Origin of the sequence: Pseudomonas sp. F9001, assembly GCF_013385435.1 — a bacterium.
Classification (GTDB): Bacteria; Pseudomonadota; Gammaproteobacteria; order Pseudomonadales; family Pseudomonadaceae; genus Aquipseudomonas.
On the sequence record NZ_JACAPX010000024.1, the window covers coordinates 339965 to 365218 of the forward strand.

Consider the following 25254-nt stretch of genomic DNA (forward strand, 5'->3'; position numbering starts at 1 on the left):
CTCTTTCAGGGCGTTTGTTGGGTAACCTGATTGCCACGTATTACTTCGACGCCTGAACGCCTTGGCGCACCATTGCCGGCGGGACTCAGGCCGTTGACGGGCGCTGTGCTGAAGGCCAGCTGGTTAAACTGGTAGAGCTCGCGCCGGGTGTTTTCCAGGTGGGTCGCGGACTCCGTTTCACCGGCCCAGTATTGGCTCAGCAGTTGTTCGTCGGCACTGCGTACAGCCAGGCGCAGTACGCCGGACTGGGCTGCGAGCATCAGCCGGCTCAGGAGCTCCTCCGGTACGGCGAGGAGTACCGTGCGCGCGCTGGCGCGACTCTGCTGCGCCTTGAGTTTTTCGTCCGGGGTGGTCGGTGGCACGGAGCCGGGCGTGCCGTCGTTGGTCAGCCCCAGTTGATCGCCGACGCCCAGCAGGCGCAAGGCGGGCACCACGATTTGTGCGGACTGCTGCGGGTTGCTGGCTTCCTGGCGCAGGAAGAGCAGGACGTCCACATAGTCCCCCGGGGAGAGTTGCCCGCTGGCGCCGATCACTTCATCCACGGCGACGGCAAGCGCGCGTTCGTTAGGGCGGATCATTCGCGCCAGGGTGCCGCCGGAGTTGAAGCTCTCCTCGGTCAGCCAGGTCCCGGCCGACAGCGGCCGCCACGGGATCTTGCCCACGGCCTGGTCGAGGCTGGTGAGGCTGCCGGCGGGAACCGTGCGCAGTTTTTCCAGGGTCAGGTCGGCGGCGGTGAGCGCAACAAAAGGTGCAACGTCATGGGCCAGCACCACCACCGGTTGGCGGGTCTGGTCTTCGGCGACGGGTTGCACGACTTCAGGTGTTTGGGGCACGGGCGGTGCGACAGGGGCAGGGCGGCTGAGTACCAGGCCCCAGTAGCCTGCAATCAGTGCACCTACCAACAGCAGCCCGGCGAGGATCAAGCTAATCCGACTGTTCATGAAGGCTCTCCCTTTCCTGCTGCATCCACTGCTGTTCCCACTAATGCTTGCGTATCCGGATCGCTTCAAGCTTCTAACTATTTCGCTATTTGAAGGTAGTTCAGCTAAGACAAAACGCCATTACCGGGCGAAAAATATCTCCAGAAACCTCTGCGAAAGTGGGATTTTTGGCGTCAGCCGGCCGACTAATACTTTGTGATTAATCAGTTCTTACAGTTGTTGGTCTGGGGTTTGTTGACAATGCTCTAGTGGCACACCGAAATCATTTTTGTGATGCCGCGATACCAGCGCCGTGGGCGCAAAGGAGAAGTCATTATGTTCCTTGATCTTATTCGCATGGGTTTCATCAAAGTCCAGATTTTTTTCTATTCCAAAGAGGGCGCATCGGGTATCGAATACGCACTGGTTGCGGCGATGGTCGCTGTGGCGCTGGCTGCTTTTATTACACCTATCCGGACGGCCATAACCGGCGTCTTCAACTCGATACAGGCCGGCATTCATACCTGACCCCGGTACTCGCCTAAAACGTGCAGGTTCCGCTGAATGATCTATTGCGTATCAGGCATTTCCACATGAACTCCTCTTCGGCTCCCCGGCAACAAATCCTTTTGGTGGATGACGAAGAGGACGCCCTTATTGAACTGGCCGAGTCGCTGGAGAATGAAGGCTTTGTCTGTTTTACCGCGACCTCGGTCACCTTTGCCTTGCAGGAGCTGACCCTGCACCCCGATATCGCACTGGTGATTACCGACCTGCGCATGCCCGAGGAAAGTGGTATTTCCTTGATCAAGCGTCTGCGCGAACACACCGCTCGCCAGCACTTGCCGGTGATCGTCATGTCCGGCCACGCCGAGATGGATGATGTCAGTGACATGCTGCGCCTGCAGGTGCTGGACCTGTTCCGCAAGCCGATCTACCTGGTGCGCTTGATCGATACCCTCAACAACCTCTTCCCCATCCCCAAAATCAGATTGATGTAGGAGTGAGCTTGTGTGGGAGCGGGCTTGCTCGCGAAAAACGTCAACGATAACGCGGGCAGTCTGGTTCCCCGCGTTGGCTGGACGTTCTTCGCGAGCAAGCTCGCTCCCACAGGGTTCAGAGTTGGTAGCTGAAACTCAGCGTATACCGTGGCCGCCGATTGAAGCTGTCCAGGGCGATATCCGACATTGGCTTGGCCGCTTCCAGCGCGATGTTGTAGTACTTGTTATCCCCGAAGCGCAGGCCCACCGCTGCCGATGACATGTTGTTGCCCTTGGCCGGCAGTTCGTTGAACCAGGTCTTGGCCTTGTCGAGCACCACGTACGGCTGCAGGATTTTTACCCATTCACCGCTGCGGTTGAAGCTGTAGTTGACCTCATACGCCACGCCCCAGCCCTTGTCGCCCGAGCCCTGGTCATCCGGGTAGCCACGCCCGAAATTCTGCCCGCCGAACGTCGCGCGTTCGCTGTCGGGCAGGGTGTCGTTGCTCCAGTAGAAGGCCCCCGATGCCACGCCTTGCCAGTTGTCGAAGAACTTGTCGCTCTGTACGCCCGAGACGCGCAGGCGGAAGAAGTCGATGTCGGGTTTTATACCCTCGAAGTCACTCCGGGTGCTGGCGCCCAGGCCGTCGATGCCCTGGTACAGGCCGGCGCTGAGAATGCGCAGTTGGCGCGTGTCGGATTTGCGCCAGTCACCTTCGAACGCCAGGGCGCGCAGGTTGGTTTCCAGGTCGAAACGTTGCGGGAAACCCACCAGTTGATAACGGGTGGTCTGGTCCACGGCATAGAGTCGCGTGCCCAGGGTCAATGACTCGGTAGGGGAGGCAATCAGCGGATGGCTGAGGCCGACGGAGTAGCGGTCAACCTCCTGGTGTGGCTTGAGTTCAAAACCGCCGTCCAGCTGCACGTTGCTGCGCGGGTCGGCGCGGTAGCGCTCGGCGTTGACCACCAGTTGAGTGCCCTCGGCATTCACGTACTGGCTGTAGCCCAGGCGGTAGTAGTGCTCCTTGTCCTCGCCGGGCGGGAACAGGCCGCTGACGCTCAGTTGTTCGCCCAGGGATGTCTGGGAATTGCTGGTGCCGGTGATCAGGGCTTGCAGGCCGCCACGGCTGTCGTCCGTCATGCTCATGCTGCTGGTGAAGGGTTTGCGCGAGGCCTGGATCTGCATGCGCGTGCCGCCATCGGTGGTGCCAGGCGGCGGTACTTGCGCCTGCAGCGTTACACCTGGAATGCGGCCCATCAAGGTGGTGTAGCGTTCGAAGGTCTTGCGGGTCAGCGGGCGCTCGGCCAGCAGCTTGGCCGCCAGTTTGTCGACGTAGGCCGAGACCGAGCCTATGTCGCCCTGCACGTTGTAATCCTTGATGTAGCCCTCCACCAGCACCACGCGCACCAGGCCGTTTTCGAAGCGCTGGTCGGGCAGGTACGCGTAGGACAACAGGTAGCCGTCCTGCTGGTAGCGGCGGGTGATGCCGCGGGTGGCTTCGATCAGTTGTGCCAGGTTGGTTTCATGGCCGATCAGCGGTTCGAAAACCTTGGCCACATCCTGGAGCGGGTAGATCGTCCCACCGTCGATTTGCAGCTTGCGGATGGTCACTTTGGTGTCCATCAACAATGGCTGGCCCTGGGTTGCCGCCGGCTCGGGCAGTTGGGTCTGTGGGGTGACCGGGCGATAGGCATCGGCGGGGAGGTTGGGTACCGGCAGGTTGCGAATGGTGTCGTTGCTGTTGAGGTAGCTGGGCAGGGTCTCGGCATGGACGCTGGCAGCAATGAGGGTGAGCAGAAACAAAGGCGTCAAGGCGCGCATAGGACACTCCATGGTCAAAACTGCTGCAGCGTTTTCGCTAGGCCCGCCGGGTTCCGGGACACGGTTCGCAAAGCCATTCATTGGCCAATAAAAAAGACGAGAGACTCGTTGGAATCTCTCGTCTCAACCAAGCGTAGGCGCTGTAGGGGAGGCCGTCTAATGGCCAGGTGCAATTCTATTTTTTGCCGGTCAGCCCACCGAGCAGACCTCCCAGGCCGCCGCCTGTGTTTGCATTTGCATTGGCAGTGCCCGTAGCGGAGGCACCGGCACCCACGTTCAAGCCACCGAGCAGACCGCCACCGTTACTGCTGGTGCCGCCGGTTACCAGGCCACCCACCGAGCCGACGGTATTGCCGACGGCATTCAGGGTTCCGCCCACAGCGTTAGTCACCGGATTGGCATTCGCCGCCGTCAGGTTGGTGCCCAGGCTGCTGACTGCGCCGCCGACCTGGGTAACCAGACCATTCACCGGTGCGCCGATCCCGGTGCTGGTGCCGATGTTTTGCGTCAGGTTGGCAACACCCGAGGTCACTGGGTTGAGTGCGGTGCCGACATTGGTCGCCAGGCCTGCAACAGGAGCCGTGGCTGCAGTGTTGGCCACGCCATTGCCACCGATCAGGGTGCCGAGCGACGCGACGGTGTTACCCACTTGGCCGCCGGTCACACCGGCTGCACTGACAGTGCCGTTGGTGTTGCCGGCATTCAGGCCGTTGCCGACGTTGGCGACAAGACCGCCGACGAGTTCAGGCAGGCCCGATTGAGGGGTCGTGGTGGCCGGGTTGACGTAACCGCTCGACTTATCAAGGGTGGTGCCAACGCCAGTCAACACGCCACCGACGAGTGTCCCGACAGGGTTGCCTGCGCCGCCGGCGCTGGCCACCTGGCCGCCAAGGCCGGTGACAGTGGAGCCGACTTTATCCAGTACGCCGCCGACCGGGTTGCCCAGGCCTGTTTTATTGCCCAGGTTGCCGGTGGTGTTTTCCACCAGGGAGACCACCGGTACCAATACGCTTTTACCCACCGTATTGGTCACGCTGCCCAATGGCCCGGTGGTGCTGGCAGTGCTCAAGGTATCGCCGAGCATGGTGACGGCCTGGCCGACCTGATCAACCACGCCACCTGCCGCACCGCCCACGCCACCGGTCAAGCCGCCGACGACGGGAATGCCGCCGAGGGTGGTGCCCAGGGATTTGCCGGTGTTGGAAACGCCGGTGCCCAGGTCGGCAACGCCATCGGCCACACCGGCAACGGTTGTGCCCACGGAGTTGCTATTGGTACCCAGCGTGCCCAGGCCGTTGCTCAAGCCGCCGCCGATACTGTTGACGGCGGTGCCTGTCGCGGTGACCAGCCCGCCGGCAGTGGTGCCGACAATGGGAACAGTGGTCAGGGTCGTGCCCAGGTTACCTACCGTGGTGCCGACATTACCGACGACACCGCCCACAGCGCCTACTACCTGGCCGGTGACCAGGGGAGTGGTCGAGCCGGTGCCGCCGCCAGTGCCGCCGCCAGTGCCGCCACCGGTACCGCCGCCGGTACCTCCACCAGTGCCGCCGCCGGTGCCACCACCGGTACCTCCACCAGTACCGCCGCCGGTGCCACCACCGGTGCCGCCGCCAGTACCACCGCCGGTACCTCCACCAGTGCCACCACCGGTACCTCCACCAGTGCCGCCGCCGGTGCCACCACCGGTACCTCCATCAGTGCCGCCGCCAGTGCCACCACCGGTACCGCCGCCGGTGCCTCCACCTGTTCCACCGCCAGTACCGCCGCCAGCATCCGGAGAGGAGGCTGCGACGCTACTGTGATGACCACCACCACCGCTGCTGCAGCCTCCGAGGCTTACTGCCAGAATCAGGGCCAGCGCGGTACTTGCTTTCCACAACACGACTTGAGTTTTCATGATTGAGTTCCTTGCACCTGGTACAGCCTTTGTTGTTTTCGAAGTTCGCTGTTTCTAGGGACAGCGATACATTCGTCCGTTATGGCTATAACAGTCCCGGGTGCGCGCTCTCGCAACGCTCAACTTGGTATTAACGATTTATATACACGAAGAGTTAGTTTGCTTAACGACTAATACCAAGGGTGTAGAAGGCAGCGGTGTTTAAGTTGTAAGTTTATTAAAATCAATGAGTTGATAAGAGTAGCGAGCTATCGATAGCTCGCTATAACTTAAGATGTATATATACAATTTATCAGGCGATGGGCCGCCAGCGGCCGACCATGTGTTCAATGTCCCCGGCGCCTTTAAGTTGCAGCTCACCGCTGGAGCCGGGGGCGCTCGTGAACAACGTTACCTCACTGGGCAAACGCACCGGTTTTTTAAACTCGACATCTATCTCGAGATTGGCGGCTGGCAAATGCTCACTCAGTGCCGCCAGTGTGCGGGCCTTGTTCCACAGCCCATGGGCGATGGCCTGGGGAAAGCCGAATAACCTGGCAGTGAGGGTGCTCAAGTGAATCGGGTTGTAGTCGCCGGACACCCGAGCGTAGCGGCGGCCAACATCGGCGGGGGCTTTCCAGCGGGTCAGTTCGGCGACAGCAGCAGGGGGTTGCAGCGGGTTGTCCGTTGCTGCGCCATCGAGTTTCACACCGCGACAGAGCATCCGGCTTTGCGCTTCCCACAGTAGCCCCAGTGAATCCTCGACCGTGGTCACAATATCGAATGTCGCGCCCTTGGCATGGGGCTGCAAATTCTGCGCGTAAACGCCGACCGTCAAGTCACTCACACCGCCCAACGGGCGCAGGATGCGGATCCGGTTGCTCAGGTGGATCAATCCCAGCAGCGGGAAAGGAAATGCCTTGTCGGTGAGCAATTGCATCTGCAGGCCGAATGCCAGGATATGCGGATAGGTGGCCGGCAAGACCGGGCTGTCGGCAAACCCGCAGACCTTGCGATAGGCCGCGACTTCCCTGGGGTTCACACTGACCCGGCAGCGCAACCCTTGCTCGGGCAGCGTGGTGCCGGTGATCTTGCGCTTGAGTGCCGCGCGCCAATACAGCGGTGGCAGGAACGGGGTGCTGCCTAATGTGTGCCACTCCATGCTTACGCTCCCAATAGACTTTGCCCACACACCCGCAACGCTTGCCCGCTGACCGCGCCCGAGCCCGGCTGGCCGAGCCAGGCCACCGCCTCGGCGACGTCCTGGGGCAAGCCGCCCTGGCCCAGGGAGCTCATACGGCGCCCGGCCTCACGCAGGGCGAAGGGAATGTGTGCGGTCATCTGGGTTTCGATAAAGCCTGGGGCCACGGCATTGATGCTGATCCCGCGCTCACCGAGCAACGGCGCCCAGGCCTGGGCCAGGCCAATCAGCCCGGCCTTGCTCGCGGCGTAGTTGGTTTGCCCGCGGTTGCCGGCGATGCCGCTGATGGATGCCAGCAGCACCACGCGACCGTTGTCGTGCAGGGTGCCGCTGTCCAGCAGCGCCTTGGTCAGCAGTTGCGGCGCGTTGAGATTGACTGCCAAGACTGCGTCCCAATATTCCGGCGTCATGTTGGCCAGGGTTTTATCGCGGGTGATGCCGGCGTTGTGCACCACGATGTCGATGCCGTCCGGCAGGTGTTCGATCAGTTGGGTGGCGGCGTCTTCGGCGCAGATATCCAGGGCGATGCTGCGGGCGCCCAGGCGCGCGGCCAGGGCATCGAGGTCGGCCTTGGCTTGTGGCACGTCCAGCAGGATCACCTCGGCACCGTCGCGGGCCAGGGTTTCGGCGATCGAGGCACCGATGCCGCGGGCGGCGCCGGTCACCAGGGCCTTGTGCCCGGCGAGCGGGCGCGTCCAGTCCGCGACCTGCGTCGCGCAAGGGTTCAGGCGAATGACTTGGCCGGAGATATAGGCACTTTTCGGCGAGAGGAAGAACCGCAACGCACCCTCCAATTGATCCTCGGCCCCGTCGCCTACGTACAGCAATTGCAGGACGCCGCCGCTGCGCAGCTCTTTGGCCAGCGACCGGCTGAAGCCTTCAAGGGCCCGTTGGGCACTGGCGGCAAACGGGTCGCCGAGGCTTTCCGGGGCACGGCCAAGGATCACCAGGTGCGCGCTGTGGTCGAGGTTCTTCATCAACGGCTGAAAGAATTCCCGCAACTGCTTGAGTTGATCGGTGTGCTGCAACTCGCTGGCGTCAAATACCACGGCCTTGAGCTTGGGCCCGTGGCCGGGAATCCAGGTGGTTGCCGTCGACGGTTCGGTGCCGTAGCTATAGATAGCGTCGGTCAGCTTGTTGGCGAATGGCAGGATTTTTGTTGCCAGCGGGCCGCCGCCGATCAGCAGTGCACCCTCCACCGGACGCAGGCGTCCGGCCTGCCAGCGTTCCAGGCGTACCGGTGACGGCAGGCCAATGGCGGCGACCAGGCGATGGCCGAGGCTGGAGTTGGCGAAGTCGATATAACGGTCAGACATGGAACGCTCTCCGAGTGCTGGGGTTCAAACGGTGGACCATCAATAGGTGAAAGTCGTTCGATTGAGCCTAGGCTAGGCTCAGAGATTCACCCCATAACCTCAAGGGAGCTTTCCATGACTCAATTGCGCCGTGTAGCGATCATTGGCGGTAACCGCATCCCCTTCGCCCGCTCCAACGGCCCTTACGCCACGGCGAGCAACCAGGCGATGTTGACCGCCGCCCTCGAAGGCCTGATCGAGCGCTACAACCTGCACGGCCTGCGTATTGGCGAGGTGGCCGCCGGGGCGGTGCTCAAGCATTCCCGCGACTTCAACCTGACCCGCGAGTGCGTGCTGGGCTCGCGCCTGTCGCCGCAAACCCCGGCCTACGATATTCAGCAGGCCTGTGGCACGGGGCTGGAAGCCGCGTTGCTGGTGGCGAACAAGATTGCGCTGGGGCAGATCGAAAGCGGGATTGCCGGCGGCGTCGACACTACGTCCGACGCGCCTATCGGGGTGAATGAGGGCCTGCGCAAAATCCTGCTGCAAGCCAATCGCAGCAAATCCATGGCGGATAAACTTAAAGTCTTGTTACAACTTCGTCCCCATCACCTCAAGCCGGAGCTGCCGCGCAACGGCGAACCGCGCACCGGGTTGTCCATGGGCCAGCATTGCGAGTTGATGGCGCAGACCTGGCAGATACCCCGCGCCGAGCAGGATCAGTTGGCGCTGGAAAGCCACCAGAAAATGGCCGCGTCCTACGCCGAAGGCTGGCAAAACGATTTGCTCACGCCCTTTCTTGGCCTGACCCGCGACAACAACCTGCGCCCCGACCTGACCCTGGAAAAACTCGCCAGCCTCAAGCCCGCCTTCGAGCGCAGTGAAAAGGGCACCCTCACCGCCGGTAACTCGACGCCGCTGACCGATGGCGCCTCGTTGGTGCTGCTGGGCAGTGAAGCCTGGGCCAAGGAGCGCGGCTTGCCGATTCTCGCCTATTTGCGTGATGGCGAAGCGGCGGCGGTAGATTTCGTCAACGGCGCCGAAGGCCTGCTGATGGCGCCGGTGTACGCCGTACCGCGCTTGCTGGCCCGCAATGGCCTGGCCCTGCAGGACTTCGATTACTACGAGATTCACGAAGCCTTCGCTGCCCAAGTGTTGTGCACGCTGAAAGCCTGGGAAGATCCGGAATACTGCAAGACCCGCCTGGGGCTGGATGCACCGCTGGGCTCTATCGACCGCAGCCGCTTGAACGTCAAGGGCAGCTCATTGGCCGCCGGCCATCCGTTTGCTGCCACGGGCGGGCGTATTGTCGCCAACCTGGCCAAGCTGCTGGACGCAGCCGGTAAGGGCCGGGGCCTGATCTCGATCTGCGCCGCCGGGGGGCAGGGCGTCACCGCGATTATTGAGCGCTGATCTCGGCTATGATCGGGCCGCCGGTCAATTTGGCATATTGGATGCATTCTTAAGCGGTCAAAGGTCGGTACCCTCTCCCCGCGGCGAGAGGATTGCCGTATAACGAGTGCCATACGCGTGTTTGGTAATAAAGGACCCACAATAAAAGCTGATGAAGACTCCTAAACGCATTGAACCCCTGATCGAGGACGGTCTGGTCGACGAGGTGCTGCGCCCACTGATGAGTGGTAAAGAAGCAGCTGTTTACGTGGTGCGCTGCGGCAACGAGTTACGTTGCGCCAAGGTCTACAAGGAGGCGAATAAACGAAGTTTTCGTCAGGCGTCCGAATACCAGGAAGGCCGCAAGGTCCGCAACAGCCGTCAGGCCCGGGCCATGGCCAAGGGCTCCAAGTTCGGCAAGAAAGAAACCGAAGATGCCTGGCAGAACGCTGAGGTAGCGGCGCTGTTTCGCCTGGCCGGTGCGGGTGTTCGCGTGCCCAAGCCGTACGACTTCCTCGAAGGCGTGCTGCTGATGGAGTTGGTGGCCGATGAATACGGCGACGCGGCGCCACGTTTGAACGACGTGACGCTGGAGCCGGACCAGGCCCGCGAATACCACGCCTTCCTGATTACCCAGATCGTGCTGATGTTGTGTACCGGCCTGGTGCACGGTGACCTTTCCGAGTTCAACGTGCTGCTGACACCGACGGGCCCGGTGATCATCGACCTGCCTCAGGCGGTGGATGCCGCGGGCAACAACCACGCGTTCAGCATGCTGGAACGGGATGTGGGCAACATGGCTTCCTACTTCGGGCGCTTTGCCCCGGAATTGAAGAAGACCAAGTACGCCAAGGAGATGTGGGCGCTGTATGAAGCCGGCACTCTGCACCCGGCCAGTGTGTTGACCGGCGAGTTCGACGAACCGGAAGAGCTGGCTGACGTGGGCGGTGTTATCCGCGAGATCGAAGCGGCGCGGCTCGATGAAGAGCGTCGCCAGGCGATTCGCGCGGCAGACGATGCGCCACCGAGCAAGGCGTCGGAAGAGCCGCCACCGCCGCCCTGGATGCAGTGATCCAACGGCGAGTGGATATCCAAATGTGGGAGCGGGCTTGCTCGCGAAAGCGCTGGTTCAGTCAACTGATGTATTGACTGACACTCCGCATTCGCGAGCAAGCCCGCTCCCACATTAGGTTCCGTGCATGCCTGGTTAAACTTGCTCAGGTGCAACAACTGCCCGACGCCAACTCCTTGAGAATCGGGCAATCCGGCCGGTGATCGCCCTGGCAGTGTTCCACCAGGTCCTGCAACGTATCGCGCAATTGCCCCAGCTCGAGGATCTTCTGGTTCAGCTCATCGATATGCTGGCGGGCCAGCGCCTTGACGTCGGCACTCGCGCGTCCCCGGTCCTGCCACAGCGTCAGCAACTTGCCGACCTCTTCCAGGGAAAACCCCAGGTCCCGCGAGCGCTTGATAAACGCGAGGGTGTGCAAGTCATCGGCGCCATAAATGCGGTAGCCGCTGTCGGTGCGATGGGCGGCTTTCAACAAGCCGATGGACTCGTAGTAACGAATCATCTTCGCGCTCAGGCCGCTTTGGCGTGCTGCTTGGCCGATGTTCATGGACGCTCGTCCTCCAGGTCCTTGGGTTTCCAGGTTTTCAACAGCAGTGCGTTGCTCACCACGCTGACACTGGACAGGGCCATGGCCGCGCCAGCCATCACCGGGTTGAGCAGGCCGAACGCCGCCAGCGGAATGCCGATCAAGTTATACACAAAGGCCCAGAACAGATTCTGTCGAATTTTCGCATAGGTCTTGCGGCTGATTTCCAGGGCTGCCGGCACCAGCCGTGGGTCGCCGCGCATCAGGGTAATACCTGCCGCGTGCATCGCCACGTCGGTACCGCCGCCCATGGCGATGCCGATGTCGGCCGCGGCCAGGGCCGGTGCGTCGTTGATGCCGTCGCCGACCATTGCCACCACGCCGGTCTTTTTCAGCTCGGCGACGGTAGCCGCCTTGTCCGCAGGCAACACCTCGGCGTGCACGTCATCGATGCCCAGGGCTTCGGCGACCACGCGGGCGCTGCCACGGTTATCGCCGGTCAGCAGGTGGCTGCTGATATGCCGAGCCTTGAGTGCCTGTATCGCCTGCAGGGCGCCCGGTTTAAGCGTGTCACCGAAGGCAAACAAACCCAGCACGCGGGGCTGCGGGCCTTGCTCGATCAGCCAGGACAAGGTTCGGCCTTCGGCCTCCCACGCACTGGCCGAGTCGGCGAGATCACCGGTGCTCAAGCCGGTTTCTTCCAGCAGGCGACGGTTGCCCAGCGCCAGTTGCCGGCCATCTAGGGTGCCTGCAATGCCACGCCCGGTAAGGGACTGGCTGGCGCTGACATCCGCGACGTTCAAACCTTGTTCGGCACAGGCATCCAGCACCGCCTTGGCCAATGGGTGTTCACTGCCGCGCTGCAGCGCGCCGGCCTGTTGCAGCAGCGCCCCTTGATTGCCGTCAATGGCGGCCAGGTGCGCAATCTTTGGTGCGCCGGAGGTCAGGGTGCCGGTCTTGTCGAACACCACGGCGCTGACTTCATGGGCGCGCTCCAGAGCTTCGGCGTCCTTGATCAGGATGCCGTGGCGGGCGGCAACGCCGGTACCGGCCATGATGGCGGTAGGTGTGGCCAGGCCAAGGGCGCAAGGGCAGGCGATCACCAATACGGTCACCGCATTGATCAGCGCGACTTCCAGCGGTGCGCCATACAGCCACCAGCCGACCAGCGTGGCCAAGGCCAGCACCAGCACCACCGGCACGAACACCTGGCTGACTTTATCCACCAGTTTCTGGATCGGTGCCTTGGCGGCCTGGGCGTCTTCCACCAGGCGGATGATCCGCGCCAGCACGCTTTCCGCGCCGAGGGCCAGGGTGCGCACCAGCAGCCGGCCTTCGCCGTTGATGGCGCCGCCGGTGACTGCGTCGCCAGGCTGCTTCGGCACCGGCAGGCTTTCACCGCTGATCAAGGCTTCGTCGGCGTGGCTTTGGCCTTCGACCACTTCGCCGTCCACCGGGAAGCGTTCGCCGGGTTTGACCAGCACCAGGTCATTCAGCTTGAGGGCGGTGATGGCGACGTCCTGCTCGCGGCCGTCGATTACTTGAATCGCCCGCTCGGGGCGCAAGGCTTCCAGAGCGCGGATGGCACTGGCGGTCTGGCGCTTGGCGCGGCTTTCCAAATATTTGCCCAGCAGCACCAGGGCGATCACCACCGCCGAGGCTTCGAAATACAGGTGGGGCATTGTGCCGGCGGACGCCGTGAGCCATTCATAGATACTCAGGCCGTAACCGGCGCTGGTGCCGATGGCGACCAGCAGGTCCATATTGCCCGCTCCGGCGCGCACGGCTTTCCAGGCCGCGATATAGAAGCGCGCACCGAAGATGAATTGCACCGGGGTGGCCAGGGCAAATTGCACCCAGGCCGGGAGCATCCAGTGCAGCCCGAACGGTTGCACCAGCATCGGCAGCACCAACGGCGCGGCGAGCAGGATTGCCAGCAGCAACGACCAGCGTTCATGGCTCAGGCGTTGTTCCTGGCTGGCCTGGGTGGCGGTTTCGCTTTGGGGCAGGGTGGCGGTGTAGCCGGCCTTGTCGACGGCGGCGATCAGCACGCCGGGGTCCATCTGGCCGAGCACTTCAATGTGGGCGCGTTCGTTGGCCAGGTTGACGCTGACACTTTGCACCCCGGGCACTTTGCCCAGTGCCCGTTCAACCCGCCCGGCGCAGCTGGCGCAGGTCATGCCGCTGATCGGCAGGTCGAAGGTGGTGGATCCGTTCATGGGCAGTACTCCAGGAGAGATTGCCCCTAGGATCAACCTTGACCTGTGGGGAAGGTCAAGGCGTTAGATCAATGTTTCAGTATTCCAGTGCGGCCGGTTTCAGGTACATGCCGTCCGGCCCTTGCGCGATACGCAACTTGCGCACGTCACCCGCCTTCAACGTGATGTTTTGCGCAGGTGGCGCGAGCATGCCCGGCAAGCAGCCCTGGGATTGCCCCGGCAACAACTTCAGGCGCAACGACACATTCCCGGCCGGCAAGTTGAAGGAGGTGGCCTGCTCCTGGAACAGCCGCCCGGCCAACTGGTCCTGGATGTACAAGCCAATCTCGCAGTTGGTCGGCACTTCCAGACGCTCCCGGGAAATGATCAGCACCGCATAATCTTCATCTGCGCTGGCCGGTGGCACAGCAGCAAAAAAGCCCATCAGGCTGACAAGGCCAAAAAATGACCAGCGCATGGCGAATTCTCCGAGGTTCACATCGTGGATAAGTGCAGCTTGGCCGAGGGCGCGAATGAATGCCAGCCCGGCCGATGTTTTCAGAACTTGACCTTGCCATCGTGGCAAGGTCAACACTGCGGGCAACCTCATTAAAGGAGTCATGTCATGCAAGTATTCAGCGTTGAAGGAATGACCTGCGGCCACTGCGTCCGCTCGGTAACCCAGGCGGTGCAGGATAAGGACCCGGCGGCCAGCGTGCTCGTTGACCTCGCGGCAAAGGAAGTCAGGGTGGAAGGCAGCCTGCTGTCGCCGGCAGAGGTGATCAACCTGATTAGCGAGGAAGGCTACAGCGTCAAGCTCGCCTGATTTTCTGATAGTTAGCGAGCTAACTTAATGTTCAAGGCACCCGCGCCCGGCTAGACTGTCGGGCTGCCGACTCACCTGGGTGCCTGATGAACCTTCGTATAATCCTGATCTTGGGGGCCTTGAGCGCGTTCGCGCCGCTGGCCATCGACTTCTACCTGCCGGGTTTCCCGGCCATGGCCGTGGCATTCGGCACCGACGAAAAACATATTCAGCTGACCTTGGCCGTGTACTTCACGGGCCTGGCGATCGGCCAGTTGATCTATGGACCGCTGGCAGACCGTTTTGGCCGGCGCGGGCCGCTGCTCAGCGGCGTCACCCTGTTTACCCTGGCGTCCTTCGCCTGTGCGTACGCGCCGTCCCTGGAATGGCTGATCGGCGCGCGTTTCGTCCAGGCCCTGGGCGGCTGTGCGGGCATGGTGATCTCGCGGGCGGTGGTCAGCGATAAATGCGACGCGGTGGGCTCGGCCAAGGTGTTTTCCCAACTGATGCTGGTCACCGGGCTGGCGCCGATCCTCGCGCCGCTGGCGGGCGGGGTGATGGTTGGGGTGTGGGGCTGGCAGTCGATCTTCCTGGCGCTGACGGCGTTCAGTGTGATGGCGGCCATTGCGGTAGCAGTCGGGCTGCCGGAAAGCTTCCCGGCCCATCAACCGCGCCAGCCGCTGTCAGGCGCACTGCGCCAGTACGGCCGGTTGCTGTCGGACCGGGTGTACCTGGGCTATGCCTTGACCGGCGGCATCTCGATTGCCGGTATGTTTGCCTACATCGCGGGCTCGCCCTTCGTCTTTATCAAGCTCTATGGCGTGCCCGCCGAACACTATGGCTGGGTATTCGGCTCGAATGCCGCGGGCTTTATCCTGGTGGCACAGGTCAATGCGCGTTTGCTCGCGTCGCGTGGCCCGGCATTTTTGCTGTCGCGCACGGTGTGGGTTTACCTGGCGGCGGGTCTGTCGTTGCTGGCAATTACTGCGCTGCGCACGGACGCTTTGTGGCCACTGCTGGTACCGCTGTTTATCTGCATCGCCAGCCTGGGCTGCATTTTGCCCAATACCTCGGCCTGCGCCATGAGCGGGCAGGGCGCTCGGGCGGGCAGCGCGTCGGCGTTGCTCGGCTGCATTCAGTTTGGTGTGGCCGCAGGCGCAGCGTCGTTGGTCGGCGTGCTGCACGACGGCACGGCGATGCCGATGGCAATGGTCATCAGCTTGTGTGGCGTATTGGCCGTAACGTTCGCGATGCTGACCCGGCGCCTGCAGCGCCAACGGGCACTGCAAGCGGCGGACTGATCAGGATCAGCCAGCAGAACGCTGCTGGCTTTCGGGGAATCGGTGAGGCGCCTGGATACGGGTTTGCAGGGTGTCGGCAAACGCGCGGGCCTCGGCCTCACTGCGGAAGGTAAAGGCGTTCTGGTCGAGACGGACCTGCCATTTGTTGCCTTCGGATCTTGCTAGCGCTTTTATCAGGATCTTCATTGCTGACTTCCTCACGTAAATTGCGTGGCAAAGGCGGCCAATATAAACCCGAATACGCTCACAAATATGACAAGGATCAAGTCTCTGACTAGCGGTGTCGTCCATTACTCACATGAATAACAGACGACACTGACAGAACCTTTCGTTAGAACCCTTCCAGCACGATCTTGCCCTTGGCCTTGCCGCTTTCCAGCAGTTCGTGGGCGCGGCGCAGGTTGGCCGCGTTGATCACGCCAAAGTGCTCGCCCACGGTGGTTTTCAGAGTACCGGCGTCGATCAGTTCGGCGACGCGATTGAGCAGGTTGTGCTGCTCGATCATGTCGCTGGTCTCGAACATCGAACGGGTGTACATGAACTCCCAATGCAGCGACAGGCTCTTGCGCTTGAGCTTGCTTACGTCCAATGCCTTGGGATCGTCGATCAGCGCCAGTTTGCCCTGGGGAATCAGCGCTTCCACCAGTTGGTCCAGGTGCTGGTCGGTCTGGGTCAGGCTGGCGACGTAGTTCACCTGCGGATGGCCGGCGTTTTTCAGCTCTTCGCTCAACGGTTTGCTGTGGTCGATCACCAGGTCGGCGCCCAGGTCCTTGGCCCATGCCTGGGTTTCAGGACGGGAGGCGGTGCCGATGACTTTCAGGCCGGTGAGCTGTTTCGCCAGTTGGGTCAGGATCGATCCCACACCACCCGAAGCACCGACAATCAGCAGGCTCTGGCCTTCATCGGCCTTGCCTTCACGCACTTGAAGGCGTTCGAACAGCAATTCCCAGGCGGTGATGGCGGTCAGCGGCAGTGCAGCAGCGTCGGCAAAACCCAGGGTTTTCGGCATATGGCCGACGATGCGCTCATCGACAGTGTGCAGTTCGCTGTTGCCGCCGGGGCGTACCAGGGAGCCGGCGTAGAACACCTTGTCGCCGACCTTGAACAGGCTGACTTCGCTGCCCACGGCCTTGACCACACCGGCCACGTCCCAGCCCAGCACTTTGGCCGCGCCGTTTTCCGGGGCGACGTTCTGGCGCACCTTGGTGTCCACCGGGTTCACCGAGATGGCTTTGACTTCCACCAGCAGGTCGCGGGGGCCGGCGACCGGTTCGGGCAGTTCGATGTCTTGCAGGGATTTTGGATCGTTGATCGGCAGTGCGGCGTAGTAGGCGATGGCTTTCATGATGGTTTCCAAAAAGGGGGCGGTTGATCAGGCAATAAACTTCAGGCGCTTGAGTTCGAAATGCTCAAGCACGTCGGCAGCCTTGGTGCGGAAATTCTGGATATGCGCGCTCTGGTCGTGGTCGGCCAGCGCGGCGTCGTCACTCCAGCGTTCGAGCATGTAGAAGGTCTCGGGGTGTTGCAGGTCCTGGTGCAGGTCGTACTGCTGGCAGCCGGCTTCGATGCGGGTCGGTTCCAGCAGCTCGCGCAGCAGGGTTTCCAGGGTGGCCTGTTGGCCGGGTTTGGCGATCAGCGTGGCGATGACGTTAAAGGCAGCAGACATATTCGACTCCAGACACGTGATGAACGGGATGGACAGATGATTGGCTATTTCTCTGGAAGATAAAACCCGCTAAAAGAGCAGTCTCTTTCAATGCTTTTTTGATAATGGGCGGTCGGCGTGCTGCGTTTTGATGACTTGCAGTTGTTTGTGCGTGCGGCAGACCTGGGCAGCCTTTCGGCGGCAGCACGGGTGATGGACATGTCGGCGGCGGTGGCCAGCGCGGCGTTGAAGCGCATCGAGCAGCAGTTGGGCGCACGGTTGTTGGCGCGTTCCACCCGCAGCCTGCGCCTGACGGCCGAGGGCGAAGGCTTCCTGGAGTACGCCCGGGCCGCCTTGAGCAGCCTGGATGAAGGCCGGCGGTTGTTGGCCAGCGGCCAGGATCAGGTCAGCGGGGTGCTTCAACTCTCGGCGCCGTCGGACTTTGGCCGTAACCAGTTGTTGCCCTGGCTGGATGAGTTCCAGCGCGAATACCCCGACCTGAGCGTACGCCTGTTGTTGGGCGACCGGATTGCCGACCTGTTCCGCCAGCCGGTGGACATCGCCCTGCGCTACGGCGAACCCGAAGACTCCAGCCTGATCGCGTTGCCCATCGCCCCGGACAACTGCCGCGTGCTCTGCGCTGCTCCCAGCTATCTGGCGCGGCACGGCGAGCCGCGCCACCTGGAGCAACTGACCCAGCACAATTGCCTGCTGTACATGCTCGGCAGCCGGGTGCATGACCATTGGGGGTTTAACGATGGCAAGCGTGATGTCGGCCTGACGGTGACGGGCGACCGCTTCAGTGATGATGCCGATGTGGTGCGACGCTGGGCGGTGGCGGGGGTGGGTATCGCCTACAAGTCCTGGCTGGATGTCAGCTCCGATGTGCTGGCGGGGCGCCTGCGGCTGATCCTGCCGGAGCTGCGGGGCGAACGTACGCCGCTCAATCTGTTGTGTGCCCATCGCGCGCAACTGAGCAAGCCGATCAATCTTCTGCGGGAAATGCTCGTTGCCCGTTGTGCGACATTGACTGCGCAATTGCCGGAGCGATCAGCCTCTACACCATAACCCCGGGGATATCGGGAAATTTCCTTCAGCTTCTGTCCTTGGTTGCGCTGTAAGACGGCACGGAACCCGGCGTTTTCACGCTTATACTTTTCCGCCAGACGCAGCAGACAAATGATTCAACAGGGAGTGAATGAGCACATGGAACAGGCACCTTGCATCAGTCAGATCGCCACCTTGCTGGCCGACCCGAAACGCACCGCGATGGTGTGGGCATTGATGGACGGCTCGGCCAAACCCTCCGATGAATTGGCGGCACTTGCCGGGCTGTCATCGGCCTCGGCGAATGCGCATCTGACGCGATTGACGGCCGGTGGCCTGTTGCGTGTCGAAGCCCGCAGCGGCAAACGCTTTTTCCGGGTGGCCGCCGCCGATGTGGCGGCCGCCGTGGATGCATTGGCCTGCACCACGATGGCCAGCGTCGCCCGCAGCACGCCCATTCATTCGCGGTCATTGACTGCGCCTGCGGCTTTACGGCGAGCGCGGCTGTGCCATGGTCACCTGGGGGGCGAGCTGGCAGCGGGTTTGTATCAACGGATGATGGCGGCCGGGTGGATCGAGCGCGCGGAACAGCGTACGGACGTGACGCCGTCAGGTGCGCGCAAACTCGCAGCGCTGGGGATTTTTACCCAGGCACTGGCTCAGCCGATCGTGTGCGATTGTTTTGATTGGAGCGAACAGCAGCCACACCTGGGCGGTGCGTTGGGGGCCGCGTTGTTGCAGTTGTGCCTGCAGTCGAACTGGGTCAGCGTGATCAATGAGTCCCAGGCGTTGCAGGTCAGTGAAGCCGGGCAACTGGAAATTGCCCGGCTCGCCAGACCGGTCGGTGATTAAGGCTTGACCAACCGTGCATCCAGGCTGTTTTGCGCCAGGCGTTTGGCCTGGTCCTGGGTCATGCCCAGCGAGGTGTACAGCGCATGGAAGTTCTCGGTGACATAACCGCCGAAGTACGCCGGATCGTCCGAGTTCACCGTCACTTTCACCCCACGCTCAAGCATGTCGAGGATGTTGTGCTGGGACATGTCGTCGAACACGCAGAGCTTGGTGTTGGACAACGGGCACACCGTCAGCGGGATCTGTTCGTCGATGATCCGCTGCATCAGGCGCTCGTCTTCAATGGCGCGTACGCCATGGTCGATACGCTGGATCTTCAGCAGGTCGATGGCTTCCCAGATGTACTCCGGCGGGCCTTCTTCACCGGCGTGGGCGACGGTCAGGAAACCTTCGTGACGGGCACGATCAAACACGCGCTGGAACTTGCTCGGTGGGTGGCCCATTTCCGAGCTGTCCAGGCCCACGGCAACAAACGCATCACGGAATGGCAGTGCCTGGTCGAGGGTTTTTTCGGCCTCTTCTTCGCTCAAGTGGCGCAGGAAGCTCAAGATCAAACCGCTGGTGATGCCCAGTTGTTGCTCGCCGTCTTTCAAGGCGGCGGCAATGCCGTTGAGCACCACTTCGAACGGTACGCCACGGTCGGTGTGGGTCTGTGGGTCGAAGAACGGTTCGGTGTGGATCACGTTTTGCGCCTTGCAGCGCAGCAGGTAGGCCCAGGTCAGGTCGTAGAAATCCTGGGAGGTGCGCAGTACATCGGCGCCCTTGTAGTAGAGGTCGAGAAACTCTTGCAGGTTGTTGAAGGCGTAGGCCTTGCGCAGGGTTTCGACGTCGTTCCACGGCAGCGCGATCTTGTTGCGTTCGGCCAGGGCGAACAGCAGCTCAGGCTCCAGCGAGCCTTCCAGGTGCAGGTGCAATTCAGCCTTGGGCAGGGCGTTGAGCCAATCGTACATTTATAAATTCTCATCAGGTGCAATGGCGGCATTCTACAGGCGCACGCCGAAATAATCGGCAAAACCTGACCAAGCGGTGAGCATCCACAGGCACCGTGCAAGCAGTGCATGAACTAAGGTGTAACGAAACGTTAGCGGCGCGGTGCAGTCTGTACCCCATCAATGACGGATTCGCCGCGTTCAAAAGGCCTGCAATGCTCACATCTATCAAGCAAGAAAAATTCATGCTGCTGGCGCTGATTGCCGCCATCGCTGCCTACCCGCTGGAGCACTGGATGCTGCACAGCGGGCAGATGGTGGCGCTGTTGGCTGGCATAGCGCTGATCGGCTTTATCGTCGTGGCCTCGATGCGCGTGGCCCATCACGCCGAGCAACTGGCGGAAAAGGTCGGCGACCCCTACGGCACCATGATCCTGACCCTCGCCGCTGTGCTGGTGGAAGTGGTGATCCTGGCGATCATGATGAGCAACGAGCCCTCGCCGACCCTGGTGCGCGACACCATTTATTCGGCGGTGATGCTCGACATCAACGGCATCCTCGGCCTGGCCGCGCTGATGGGCGGCATCAAGCATGGCGAACAGTCCTACAACGACGATTCGGCGCGCACCTACAGCGTGATGATCCTTACCGCCATGGGTGTGTCGATGGTGGTGCCGGAATTTATCCCCGAGGCCGACTGGAAAATTTACTCGGCCTTCACCATCGGCGCGATGGTAGTGCTCTACACGTTGTTCCTGCGGATGCAGGTGGGCCCCCATAGTTATTTCTTCAGCTACAGCTACCCGGAAAAACGCCGCAAGAAACAGCCGGAAGAAGAGTCGCCGCCGATCAACCTGGCGTTTTCCATCGGGACGTTGGTGTTTGGCGTGATCGTGATTGGCGCGTTGGCCGAGGTGATGTCCAAGACCCTCGACCTGGGCCTGGAAGGAACGGGTGCCCCACCCGTGATCACGGCGATCATCGTGGCCGCGATTTCCGCCGCGCCGGAGATTTTGACCGCGTTGCGCGCAGCGCTGGCCAACCGCATGCAGTCGGTGGTGAACATCGCGCTGGGGGCTTCACTGTCGACGGTGATTTTGACCGTGCCGGTGATGGAAGCCATGGCCTTGTACACCGGCCAGCCGTTTCAGATGGCGATGACGCCGGTGCAGACCGTGATGGTGTTTATCACGCTGATTGTAAGTGCGATCAACCTCAACGATGGCGAAACCAACGCCATCGAAGGGATGACCCATTTTGTGTTGTTTGCGACGTTTATCATGCTGTCGCTGCTTGGACTGTAACCAATCCTGAAAACACCGCAGAAATAATTGTGGAAACCGGGCTTGTGTGGGAGCGGGCTTGCTCGCGAATACGGAGTGTCAGTCGCCAGATATGTTGACTGACCCAACGCATTCGCGAGCAAGCCCGCTCCCACATTTGAAAAGTGTTTCTTCAGTTAAGTCCGGTTGATCAGTTCCCGCGCCGCCTGGCTGTGATCGGCAATCAAGCCTTTCAGGTCCAATCCTTCGACCTGCCCGTCGATCACCCGCCATTTGCCGCCGACCATCACCCGGTCCGCTCGGTCGGCGCCACACAGCAGCAGCGCCGAGATCGGGTCATGGCTGCCGGAGAAGCGCAGTTCATCGAGCTTGAACAACGCCAGGTCGGCCTGTTTGCCTACGGCCAGTTCGCCGATGTCGCTGCGACCGAGTAACTGCGCCGAACCTTTTGTCGCCCAACCCAACACCCGTTCCGGGGTGATCTTCTCTGCCCCGTAACGCAGGCGCTGGATGTACAGGGCCTGGCGCGTTTCGAGAATCATGTTCGACGCATCATTGGACGCCGAACCGTCCACCCCCAGGCCAATCGGTGCACCGGCGGCCAGCAGGTCCAGCGTTGGGCATATCCCGGAAGCCAGGCGCATGTTCGAGCTCGGGCAATGGCAGATGCCGGTACCGGCAGCTCCGAGGCGTGCGATTTCTTCAGGGTTGAAGTGAATCCCGTGGGCCAGCCACGTGCGCGGGCCTAGCCAGCCGACGCTGTCGAGGTAATCCACGGTGCGCAGGCCGAAACGCTGCAGGCAGAAGTCTTCTTCGTCGAGGGTTTCTGCCAGGTGGGTATGCAGGCGCACGTCGAGGTTGTTGGCCAGTTCGGCGCTGGCTTCCATGATTTCCGGGGTGACGGAAAACGGCGAGCAGGGCGCCAGGGCGATCTGGATTTGTGCGCCGTCACCGCGCTCGTGGTACTGGCGGATCAGGCGGCGGCTGTCTTCCAGAATCACTTCGCCTTGCTGCACGGTTTGTTGCGGTGGCAGCCCTCCGTCGGCCTCGCCCAGGCTCATGGAGCCGCGCGTGAGCATGGCGCGCATGCCCAGATCGCGCACGCTGTCGACTTGCACGTCGATCGCCTGTTCCAGGCCGTCCGGGAACAGGTAGTGGTGGTCTGCCGCCGTGGTGCAGCCCGAGAGCAGCAGTTCGGCTAGGGCCACTTTGCTCGCCAGGGCGAGTTTTTCCGGGGTGAGTCGGGCCCAGACCGGATACAGGGTTTTCAACCAGGGAAACAGCGGCTGGTTGACCACCGGCGCCCAGGCGCGGGTCAGGGTTTGATAGAAGTGATGGTGGGTGTTGATCAGCCCCGGAAGCACCACATGCTCGCGGGCATCGAATACTTGTCCACAGGGCACGGCGGGTTCTTGGCCCCAGCCCAGCACTTCGGTGATCACACCGTCTTGCAGCACCAGGCCGCCACGGGCGTCGAGGCCATTGGCAGTGAAAATCGCGAGGGGGTTTTTTAACCAGATACGGGTCGCAGGCATTGGCCGGCTCCTCTGAATGATGGGTTCAGGTTTGCCAGCTCAGTGTTGCCCTGTCTGCTGATCCAGGGTCGCCGGGGAGGGCGAGGTGCGCAGTTTACGTGTGGATCGTTATCGACGGCAATCGGCCGATAACGATCCCGGTTTTTTTACCAGGCGATGGTGTCGCCCTTGTAGTCCACAAAGTGATGGCCGCCCTTGCCGGTGTAGGCATTCACCTGGTCAACCAGGCCGCGCACGCTGGTGGGCACGTCGATGTGGGCGTTTTCGCCACCCATGTCGGTTTTCACCCAGCCCGGGTGCAACGACAGCACGGTCAGTTTCTGATCGCCCAATTGGGTGACGAAGCTGTTGGTCATGGAGTTGAGGGCGGCCTTGCTGGCCTTGTACAGCGCCAGGTCCGAGCCGTCGGGAATGGTCACACTGCCCAGGATCGAACTCATGAAGGCCAGCACGCCGGTGCCTGGGCGGATCTGCCCGACAAAACGCTGGGCCAAGTTGATCGGCGCCACGGCGTTGGTGAAAAACAGTTGGCCGACTTCAGCCAGGGTGGCGTGGCCCGGTTCCTGGTTGGCCGGGCCTTTGACACCGGCATTGACGAACAGCAGGTCGAAGGTTTTTTCCTTGAGGCGCTGGCTGAGGGCGATTACCGCCTGCTGGTCATCCATGTCGAGCTTTTCGATTTGCACCTCGCCCAAGGCCTTCAAGGCATCGGCCTTTTGCGGGTCGCGCACGGTGGCGGTCACCTCCCAGCCGTCCGTCAGCAGTTGCTTGGCCAGGCCAAGGCCCAGGCCCCGGGAGGCGCCGATAATCAGTGCGGTTTTTGAAGTGGACATGAATGGCTTCCTTTGACGGTGGAGGTTCACGGGTTCAGTGGACAACGCTGGCCGAGCCTTTGCTGCAACTCCTGGCGCAGTTGGTCGAGTTCGGCGATGCGGGTTTCGATCAGGTTGAGCTTGTCTTGCAGGAGCTGGGTCACGGCGCTGTCGGGGTCTGGAGCTTGCCATAATGCGCCGACGCTGTTGCCGATTTCACCCAGGCTGAAGCCCAGGCGCTGGGCGGTCTTGATGTACAGCACCAGTTGCACCATGTCGGCGGGGTAGTCACGGTAACCGTTGGCACTGCGTTGCGCGGCAATCAGCCCGCGTTGTTCATAGAAACGCAGGGTGTCGCGACTGACCTGGCTGGCCTGGGCTAATTCGCCGATACGCATGTAGAGGGCTCAAGGGGGCTTGACCCTGGAGCTTACTCCAGGCTTTAGCCTGCTGGCTTCTTGAATTTAAGGAGCTTACGGCTATGTGGACCGCACACCAATACCGTCGACTGGTTCGGGCCAGCGGTTGGTACGACCTGATCGTCACCGCCGCACTGGTCACACCCTGGACGTTTGTCCTGCTGCATAACGCCCTGGTGGCGTTGAACCTGCCCGGCGAGCTGCCGCCGTTCGCGCCTGTGCATATGTTGATGGCGAACCTGATGGGCTCGATTGTCTGCGTGTGGTCGGTGCTGCGAATCCGCGACCCACAAGCGATCTTTGGCCGCTACGACGCCGCCGGCCGAGTGCTGTTTGCCATCTGGCAGATCTACGCGCTGGCCCATGGTGCCAGTACTGTATTGGTGATTGTCGTGGTGTTTGAAGTGCTGTGGGCGGTGGCTCAGTTGATACCGGTGCGCCGAGCAGCAAGTTGATCAAAAAATGCTCAGTTGTGCCGGAACGTTGCAGGCTCTGCTGCGGGGTGACTCTTGCACGGGTTATCCACAGGTTGCTCCACAGTAATTGTGCGCAAGCGTGACCGGTGGATATAAGCGCTGTGGCCCTTTGTTCTAAAGGACATAACCCGCCTAACTGACTGTTTTTGAGCTGGATTAATACTTTCGTGCAGTGCCTTGAACAAAAACTGTACAACCGTCTGAAACCCTTGTGACAGAATGGTTACAGGCGAGTGTGCTCAGGTTATCCACAGGCAGGTGCACAGTAGATGTGGGTAGTTTCAGCGCTCCAGCAGAATGCGCCCGCGACTCAGGTCGGCGAGCTGCGCTTGCAGGGTGTCGATATGTGCCTCGCCGAGGGCCAGCTGCAGGTCGACGCCATTGGCGGTGAAGGTTTCTTCCATCACCAGCCCACCCAGTTCGGCCACTCGCAGCTTCACCAACTGCAGCTCGGCAAAACCACAGGAGCAGCTCAGCGGCACCCGTTTGATCAGCTCGACGCGTTCGGCGGCTTGCAGGCATTTGTTCGCCCCGCCGCCATAGGCGCGGGCCAGGCCGCCGGTGCCCAGTTGGATGCCGCCGTACCAGCGGATCACCAGCACCACGACCTGGTCGCAATCCTGCGCTTCGATCGCGGCCAGGATCGGGCGCCCGGCCGTCCCGCCGGGTTCGCCGTCGTCGTTGCTGCGGTATTGATCGCCGAGTTTCCAGGCCCAGCAGTTGTGCGTGGCGTTCAGGTCGCTGTGCTGGTCGATGAAGGCCTGGGCGTCCTGGGGGCTGCTGATCGGGGCGGCGAGGGTAATGAAGCGGCTTTTGCGAATTTCTTCGCGAAACTCGCAAAGGCCGGTAAGCGTGAAAGGCATGG

The 25254-nt window shown here is 61.8% G+C and carries 26 protein-coding genes; 10 read left to right on the top strand and 16 right to left on the bottom strand.

Going from position 1 to position 25254, the window contains the following annotated elements:
* Window positions 1-5: 5 nt before the first annotated feature.
* Window positions 6-941, bottom strand: coding sequence for a Flp pilus assembly protein CpaB (gene cpaB, locus HX818_RS23160; RefSeq protein WP_102605223.1), 936 nt, complete (start codon window positions 939-941; stop codon window positions 6-8).
* Between the two features lie 315 nt (window positions 942-1256).
* Between cpaB and HX818_RS23165 the strand changes: the two genes are divergently transcribed.
* Both HX818_RS23165 and HX818_RS23170 read left to right on the top strand, forming a co-directional pair.
* On the top strand, window positions 1257-1448 hold the full coding sequence (locus HX818_RS23165; protein ID WP_008438993.1) for a Flp family type IVb pilin: 192 nt from the start codon (window positions 1257-1259) through the stop codon (window positions 1446-1448).
* 65 nt (window positions 1449-1513) lie between these two features.
* Complete coding sequence (locus tag HX818_RS23170; RefSeq protein WP_003212897.1) at window positions 1514-1921, top strand: response regulator; 408 nt, start codon at window positions 1514-1516, stop codon at window positions 1919-1921.
* A gap of 115 nt (window positions 1922-2036) precedes the next feature.
* On the opposite strand, the gene HX818_RS23175 is transcribed toward HX818_RS23170, so the two are convergent.
* From HX818_RS23175 to HX818_RS23195, 4 genes are all read right to left on the bottom strand, one after another.
* Window positions 2037-3722: a ShlB/FhaC/HecB family hemolysin secretion/activation protein gene (locus tag HX818_RS23175; RefSeq protein WP_177020793.1), complete on the bottom strand. Its 1686-nt coding sequence runs from the start codon at window positions 3720-3722 to the stop codon at window positions 2037-2039.
* Window positions 3723-3897: 175 nt separating this feature from the next.
* Window positions 3898-5622 (bottom strand): collagen-like triple helix repeat-containing protein, encoded by a 1725-nt coding sequence (locus tag HX818_RS23180; protein ID WP_256350150.1) that lies wholly within the window; start codon window positions 5620-5622, stop codon window positions 3898-3900.
* 292 nt (window positions 5623-5914) lie between these two features.
* The gene (locus HX818_RS23190; protein WP_177020795.1) at window positions 5915-6763 is read right to left on the bottom strand and encodes a MaoC family dehydratase; all 849 of its coding nucleotides are present in this window, start codon (window positions 6761-6763) and stop codon (window positions 5915-5917) included.
* 2 nt (window positions 6764-6765) lie between these two features.
* The gene (locus tag HX818_RS23195) at window positions 6766-8118 is read right to left on the bottom strand and encodes a 3-oxoacyl-ACP reductase (RefSeq protein WP_177020796.1); all 1353 of its coding nucleotides are present in this window, start codon (window positions 8116-8118) and stop codon (window positions 6766-6768) included.
* Window positions 8119-8232: 114 nt separating this feature from the next.
* Here HX818_RS23195 and HX818_RS23200 point away from each other — a divergent pair, with 114 nt between their 5' ends.
* Both HX818_RS23200 and HX818_RS23205 read left to right on the top strand, forming a co-directional pair.
* The gene (locus HX818_RS23200; RefSeq protein WP_177020797.1) at window positions 8233-9510 is read left to right on the top strand and encodes an acetyl-CoA C-acetyltransferase; all 1278 of its coding nucleotides are present in this window, start codon (window positions 8233-8235) and stop codon (window positions 9508-9510) included.
* A 151-nt stretch (window positions 9511-9661) separates the two neighbouring features.
* A complete protein-coding gene (locus HX818_RS23205) occupies window positions 9662-10561 on the top strand; it encodes a PA4780 family RIO1-like protein kinase (protein ID WP_008438985.1) in 900 nt (299 codons plus the stop codon).
* A 145-nt stretch (window positions 10562-10706) separates the two neighbouring features.
* On the opposite strand, the gene cueR is transcribed toward HX818_RS23205, so the two are convergent.
* The 3 genes from cueR to HX818_RS23220 all read right to left on the bottom strand — a co-directional run bounded on the left by cueR (window position 10707) and on the right by HX818_RS23220 (window position 13763).
* Window positions 10707-11108 carry a Cu(I)-responsive transcriptional regulator gene (cueR, locus tag HX818_RS23210; protein ID WP_008430758.1) on the bottom strand — a complete coding sequence of 134 codons (402 nt, stop codon included), beginning with the start codon at window positions 11106-11108 and terminating at the stop codon, window positions 10707-10709.
* Window positions 11105-13306 (bottom strand): cation-translocating P-type ATPase, encoded by a 2202-nt coding sequence (locus HX818_RS23215; protein WP_102368020.1) that lies wholly within the window; start codon window positions 13304-13306, stop codon window positions 11105-11107. Before HX818_RS23215 ends, cueR begins: the two co-directional genes overlap by 4 nt.
* 76 nt (window positions 13307-13382) lie before the next feature.
* Window positions 13383-13763, bottom strand: a complete 381-nt coding sequence (locus HX818_RS23220) for a hypothetical protein (RefSeq protein WP_087693477.1) — start codon at window positions 13761-13763, stop codon at window positions 13383-13385.
* A 147-nt stretch (window positions 13764-13910) separates the two neighbouring features.
* Between HX818_RS23220 and HX818_RS23225 the strand changes: the two genes are divergently transcribed.
* Complete coding sequence (locus HX818_RS23225; RefSeq protein ID WP_177020798.1) at window positions 13911-14111, top strand: heavy-metal-associated domain-containing protein; 201 nt, start codon at window positions 13911-13913, stop codon at window positions 14109-14111.
* 86 nt (window positions 14112-14197) lie between these two features.
* The gene (locus HX818_RS23230; RefSeq protein ID WP_003211152.1) at window positions 14198-15391 is read left to right on the top strand and encodes a multidrug effflux MFS transporter; all 1194 of its coding nucleotides are present in this window, start codon (window positions 14198-14200) and stop codon (window positions 15389-15391) included.
* A 6-nt stretch (window positions 15392-15397) separates the two neighbouring features.
* Here HX818_RS23230 and HX818_RS23235 read toward each other — a convergent pair whose 3' ends face one another.
* The 3 genes from HX818_RS23235 to HX818_RS23245 form a co-directional block, all read right to left on the bottom strand.
* Window positions 15398-15577, bottom strand: coding sequence for a hypothetical protein (locus HX818_RS23235; protein WP_003211153.1), 180 nt, complete (start codon window positions 15575-15577; stop codon window positions 15398-15400).
* Window positions 15578-15722: 145 nt separating this feature from the next.
* Window positions 15723-16736, bottom strand: a complete 1014-nt coding sequence (locus tag HX818_RS23240) for a zinc-binding alcohol dehydrogenase family protein (protein WP_003211156.1) — start codon at window positions 16734-16736, stop codon at window positions 15723-15725.
* Between the two features lie 27 nt (window positions 16737-16763).
* Window positions 16764-17057: a putative quinol monooxygenase gene (locus tag HX818_RS23245; protein ID WP_003211158.1), complete on the bottom strand. Its 294-nt coding sequence runs from the start codon at window positions 17055-17057 to the stop codon at window positions 16764-16766.
* 117 nt (window positions 17058-17174) lie between these two features.
* On the opposite strand from HX818_RS23245, the gene HX818_RS23250 reads away from it, so the two are divergent.
* Together HX818_RS23250 and HX818_RS23255 are read left to right on the top strand one after the other, a co-directional pair.
* Window positions 17175-18104 carry a LysR family transcriptional regulator gene (locus HX818_RS23250; RefSeq protein WP_087693475.1) on the top strand — a complete coding sequence of 310 codons (930 nt, stop codon included), beginning with the start codon at window positions 17175-17177 and terminating at the stop codon, window positions 18102-18104.
* 138 nt (window positions 18105-18242) lie between these two features.
* Complete coding sequence (locus tag HX818_RS23255) at window positions 18243-18935, top strand: helix-turn-helix transcriptional regulator (protein WP_087693474.1); 693 nt, start codon at window positions 18243-18245, stop codon at window positions 18933-18935.
* Here the strand turns inward: HX818_RS23255 and HX818_RS23260 are convergent.
* Complete coding sequence (locus HX818_RS23260) at window positions 18932-19885, bottom strand: adenosine deaminase (protein WP_008430770.1); 954 nt, start codon at window positions 19883-19885, stop codon at window positions 18932-18934. The genes HX818_RS23255 and HX818_RS23260 overlap by 4 nt on opposite strands.
* A 194-nt stretch (window positions 19886-20079) precedes the next feature.
* On the opposite strand from HX818_RS23260, the gene HX818_RS23265 reads away from it, so the two are divergent.
* Window positions 20080-21168: a calcium:proton antiporter gene (locus HX818_RS23265; RefSeq protein ID WP_003211166.1), complete on the top strand. Its 1089-nt coding sequence runs from the start codon at window positions 20080-20082 to the stop codon at window positions 21166-21168.
* A 155-nt stretch (window positions 21169-21323) separates the two neighbouring features.
* Here the strand turns inward: HX818_RS23265 and HX818_RS23270 are convergent, their stop codons facing one another.
* The 3 genes from HX818_RS23270 to HX818_RS23280 form a co-directional block, all read right to left on the bottom strand.
* On the bottom strand, window positions 21324-22682 hold the full coding sequence (locus tag HX818_RS23270) for an 8-oxoguanine deaminase (protein WP_003211168.1): 1359 nt from the start codon (window positions 22680-22682) through the stop codon (window positions 21324-21326).
* A 146-nt stretch (window positions 22683-22828) separates the two neighbouring features.
* Window positions 22829-23515: an SDR family oxidoreductase gene (locus HX818_RS23275; protein WP_102605232.1), complete on the bottom strand. Its 687-nt coding sequence runs from the start codon at window positions 23513-23515 to the stop codon at window positions 22829-22831.
* Between the two features lie 26 nt (window positions 23516-23541).
* Window positions 23542-23892, bottom strand: a complete 351-nt coding sequence (locus HX818_RS23280) for a MerR family transcriptional regulator (RefSeq protein ID WP_003211171.1) — start codon at window positions 23890-23892, stop codon at window positions 23542-23544.
* An 83-nt stretch (window positions 23893-23975) separates the two neighbouring features.
* Here HX818_RS23280 and HX818_RS23285 point away from each other — a divergent pair, with 83 nt between their 5' ends.
* On the top strand, window positions 23976-24368 hold the full coding sequence (locus HX818_RS23285; RefSeq protein WP_177020799.1) for a hypothetical protein: 393 nt from the start codon (window positions 23976-23978) through the stop codon (window positions 24366-24368).
* Between the two features lie 302 nt (window positions 24369-24670).
* Here the strand turns inward: HX818_RS23285 and HX818_RS23290 are convergent, their stop codons facing one another.
* Window positions 24671-25252 carry a YigZ family protein gene (locus HX818_RS23290; RefSeq protein ID WP_102368022.1) on the bottom strand — a complete coding sequence of 194 codons (582 nt, stop codon included), beginning with the start codon at window positions 25250-25252 and terminating at the stop codon, window positions 24671-24673.
* Window positions 25253-25254: the final 2 nt, after the last annotated feature.

Coding starts and splice junctions, on each gene's coding strand:
- cpaB (WP_102605223.1), bottom strand. CDS start 941: ATGAACAGTCGGATTAGCTTGATCCTCGCCGGGCTGCTGTTGGTAGGT.
- HX818_RS23165 (WP_008438993.1), top strand. CDS start 1,257: ATGTTCCTTGATCTTATTCGCATGGGTTTCATCAAAGTCCAGATTTTT.
- HX818_RS23170 (WP_003212897.1), top strand. CDS start 1,514: ATGAACTCCTCTTCGGCTCCCCGGCAACAAATCCTTTTGGTGGATGAC.
- HX818_RS23175 (WP_177020793.1), bottom strand. CDS start 3,722: ATGCGCGCCTTGACGCCTTTGTTTCTGCTCACCCTCATTGCTGCCAGC.
- HX818_RS23180 (WP_256350150.1), bottom strand. CDS start 5,622: ATGAAAACTCAAGTCGTGTTGTGGAAAGCAAGTACCGCGCTGGCCCTG.
- HX818_RS23190 (WP_177020795.1), bottom strand. CDS start 6,763: ATGGAGTGGCACACATTAGGCAGCACCCCGTTCCTGCCACCGCTGTAT.
- HX818_RS23195 (WP_177020796.1), bottom strand. CDS start 8,118: ATGTCTGACCGTTATATCGACTTCGCCAACTCCAGCCTCGGCCATCGC.
- HX818_RS23200 (WP_177020797.1), top strand. CDS start 8,233: ATGACTCAATTGCGCCGTGTAGCGATCATTGGCGGTAACCGCATCCCC.
- HX818_RS23205 (WP_008438985.1), top strand. CDS start 9,662: ATGAAGACTCCTAAACGCATTGAACCCCTGATCGAGGACGGTCTGGTC.
- cueR (WP_008430758.1), bottom strand. CDS start 11,108: ATGAACATCGGCCAAGCAGCACGCCAAAGCGGCCTGAGCGCGAAGATG.
- HX818_RS23215 (WP_102368020.1), bottom strand. CDS start 13,306: ATGAACGGATCCACCACCTTCGACCTGCCGATCAGCGGCATGACCTGC.
- HX818_RS23220 (WP_087693477.1), bottom strand. CDS start 13,763: ATGCGCTGGTCATTTTTTGGCCTTGTCAGCCTGATGGGCTTTTTTGCT.
- HX818_RS23225 (WP_177020798.1), top strand. CDS start 13,911: ATGCAAGTATTCAGCGTTGAAGGAATGACCTGCGGCCACTGCGTCCGC.
- HX818_RS23230 (WP_003211152.1), top strand. CDS start 14,198: ATGAACCTTCGTATAATCCTGATCTTGGGGGCCTTGAGCGCGTTCGCG.
- HX818_RS23235 (WP_003211153.1), bottom strand. CDS start 15,577: ATGAAGATCCTGATAAAAGCGCTAGCAAGATCCGAAGGCAACAAATGG.
- HX818_RS23240 (WP_003211156.1), bottom strand. CDS start 16,736: ATGAAAGCCATCGCCTACTACGCCGCACTGCCGATCAACGATCCAAAA.
- HX818_RS23245 (WP_003211158.1), bottom strand. CDS start 17,057: ATGTCTGCTGCCTTTAACGTCATCGCCACGCTGATCGCCAAACCCGGC.
- HX818_RS23255 (WP_087693474.1), top strand. CDS start 18,243: ATGGAACAGGCACCTTGCATCAGTCAGATCGCCACCTTGCTGGCCGAC.
- HX818_RS23260 (WP_008430770.1), bottom strand. CDS start 19,885: ATGTACGATTGGCTCAACGCCCTGCCCAAGGCTGAATTGCACCTGCAC.
- HX818_RS23265 (WP_003211166.1), top strand. CDS start 20,080: ATGCTCACATCTATCAAGCAAGAAAAATTCATGCTGCTGGCGCTGATT.
- HX818_RS23270 (WP_003211168.1), bottom strand. CDS start 22,682: ATGCCTGCGACCCGTATCTGGTTAAAAAACCCCCTCGCGATTTTCACT.
- HX818_RS23275 (WP_102605232.1), bottom strand. CDS start 23,515: ATGTCCACTTCAAAAACCGCACTGATTATCGGCGCCTCCCGGGGCCTG.
- HX818_RS23280 (WP_003211171.1), bottom strand. CDS start 23,892: ATGCGTATCGGCGAATTAGCCCAGGCCAGCCAGGTCAGTCGCGACACC.
- HX818_RS23285 (WP_177020799.1), top strand. CDS start 23,976: ATGTGGACCGCACACCAATACCGTCGACTGGTTCGGGCCAGCGGTTGG.
- HX818_RS23290 (WP_102368022.1), bottom strand. CDS start 25,252: ATGCCTTTCACGCTTACCGGCCTTTGCGAGTTTCGCGAAGAAATTCGC.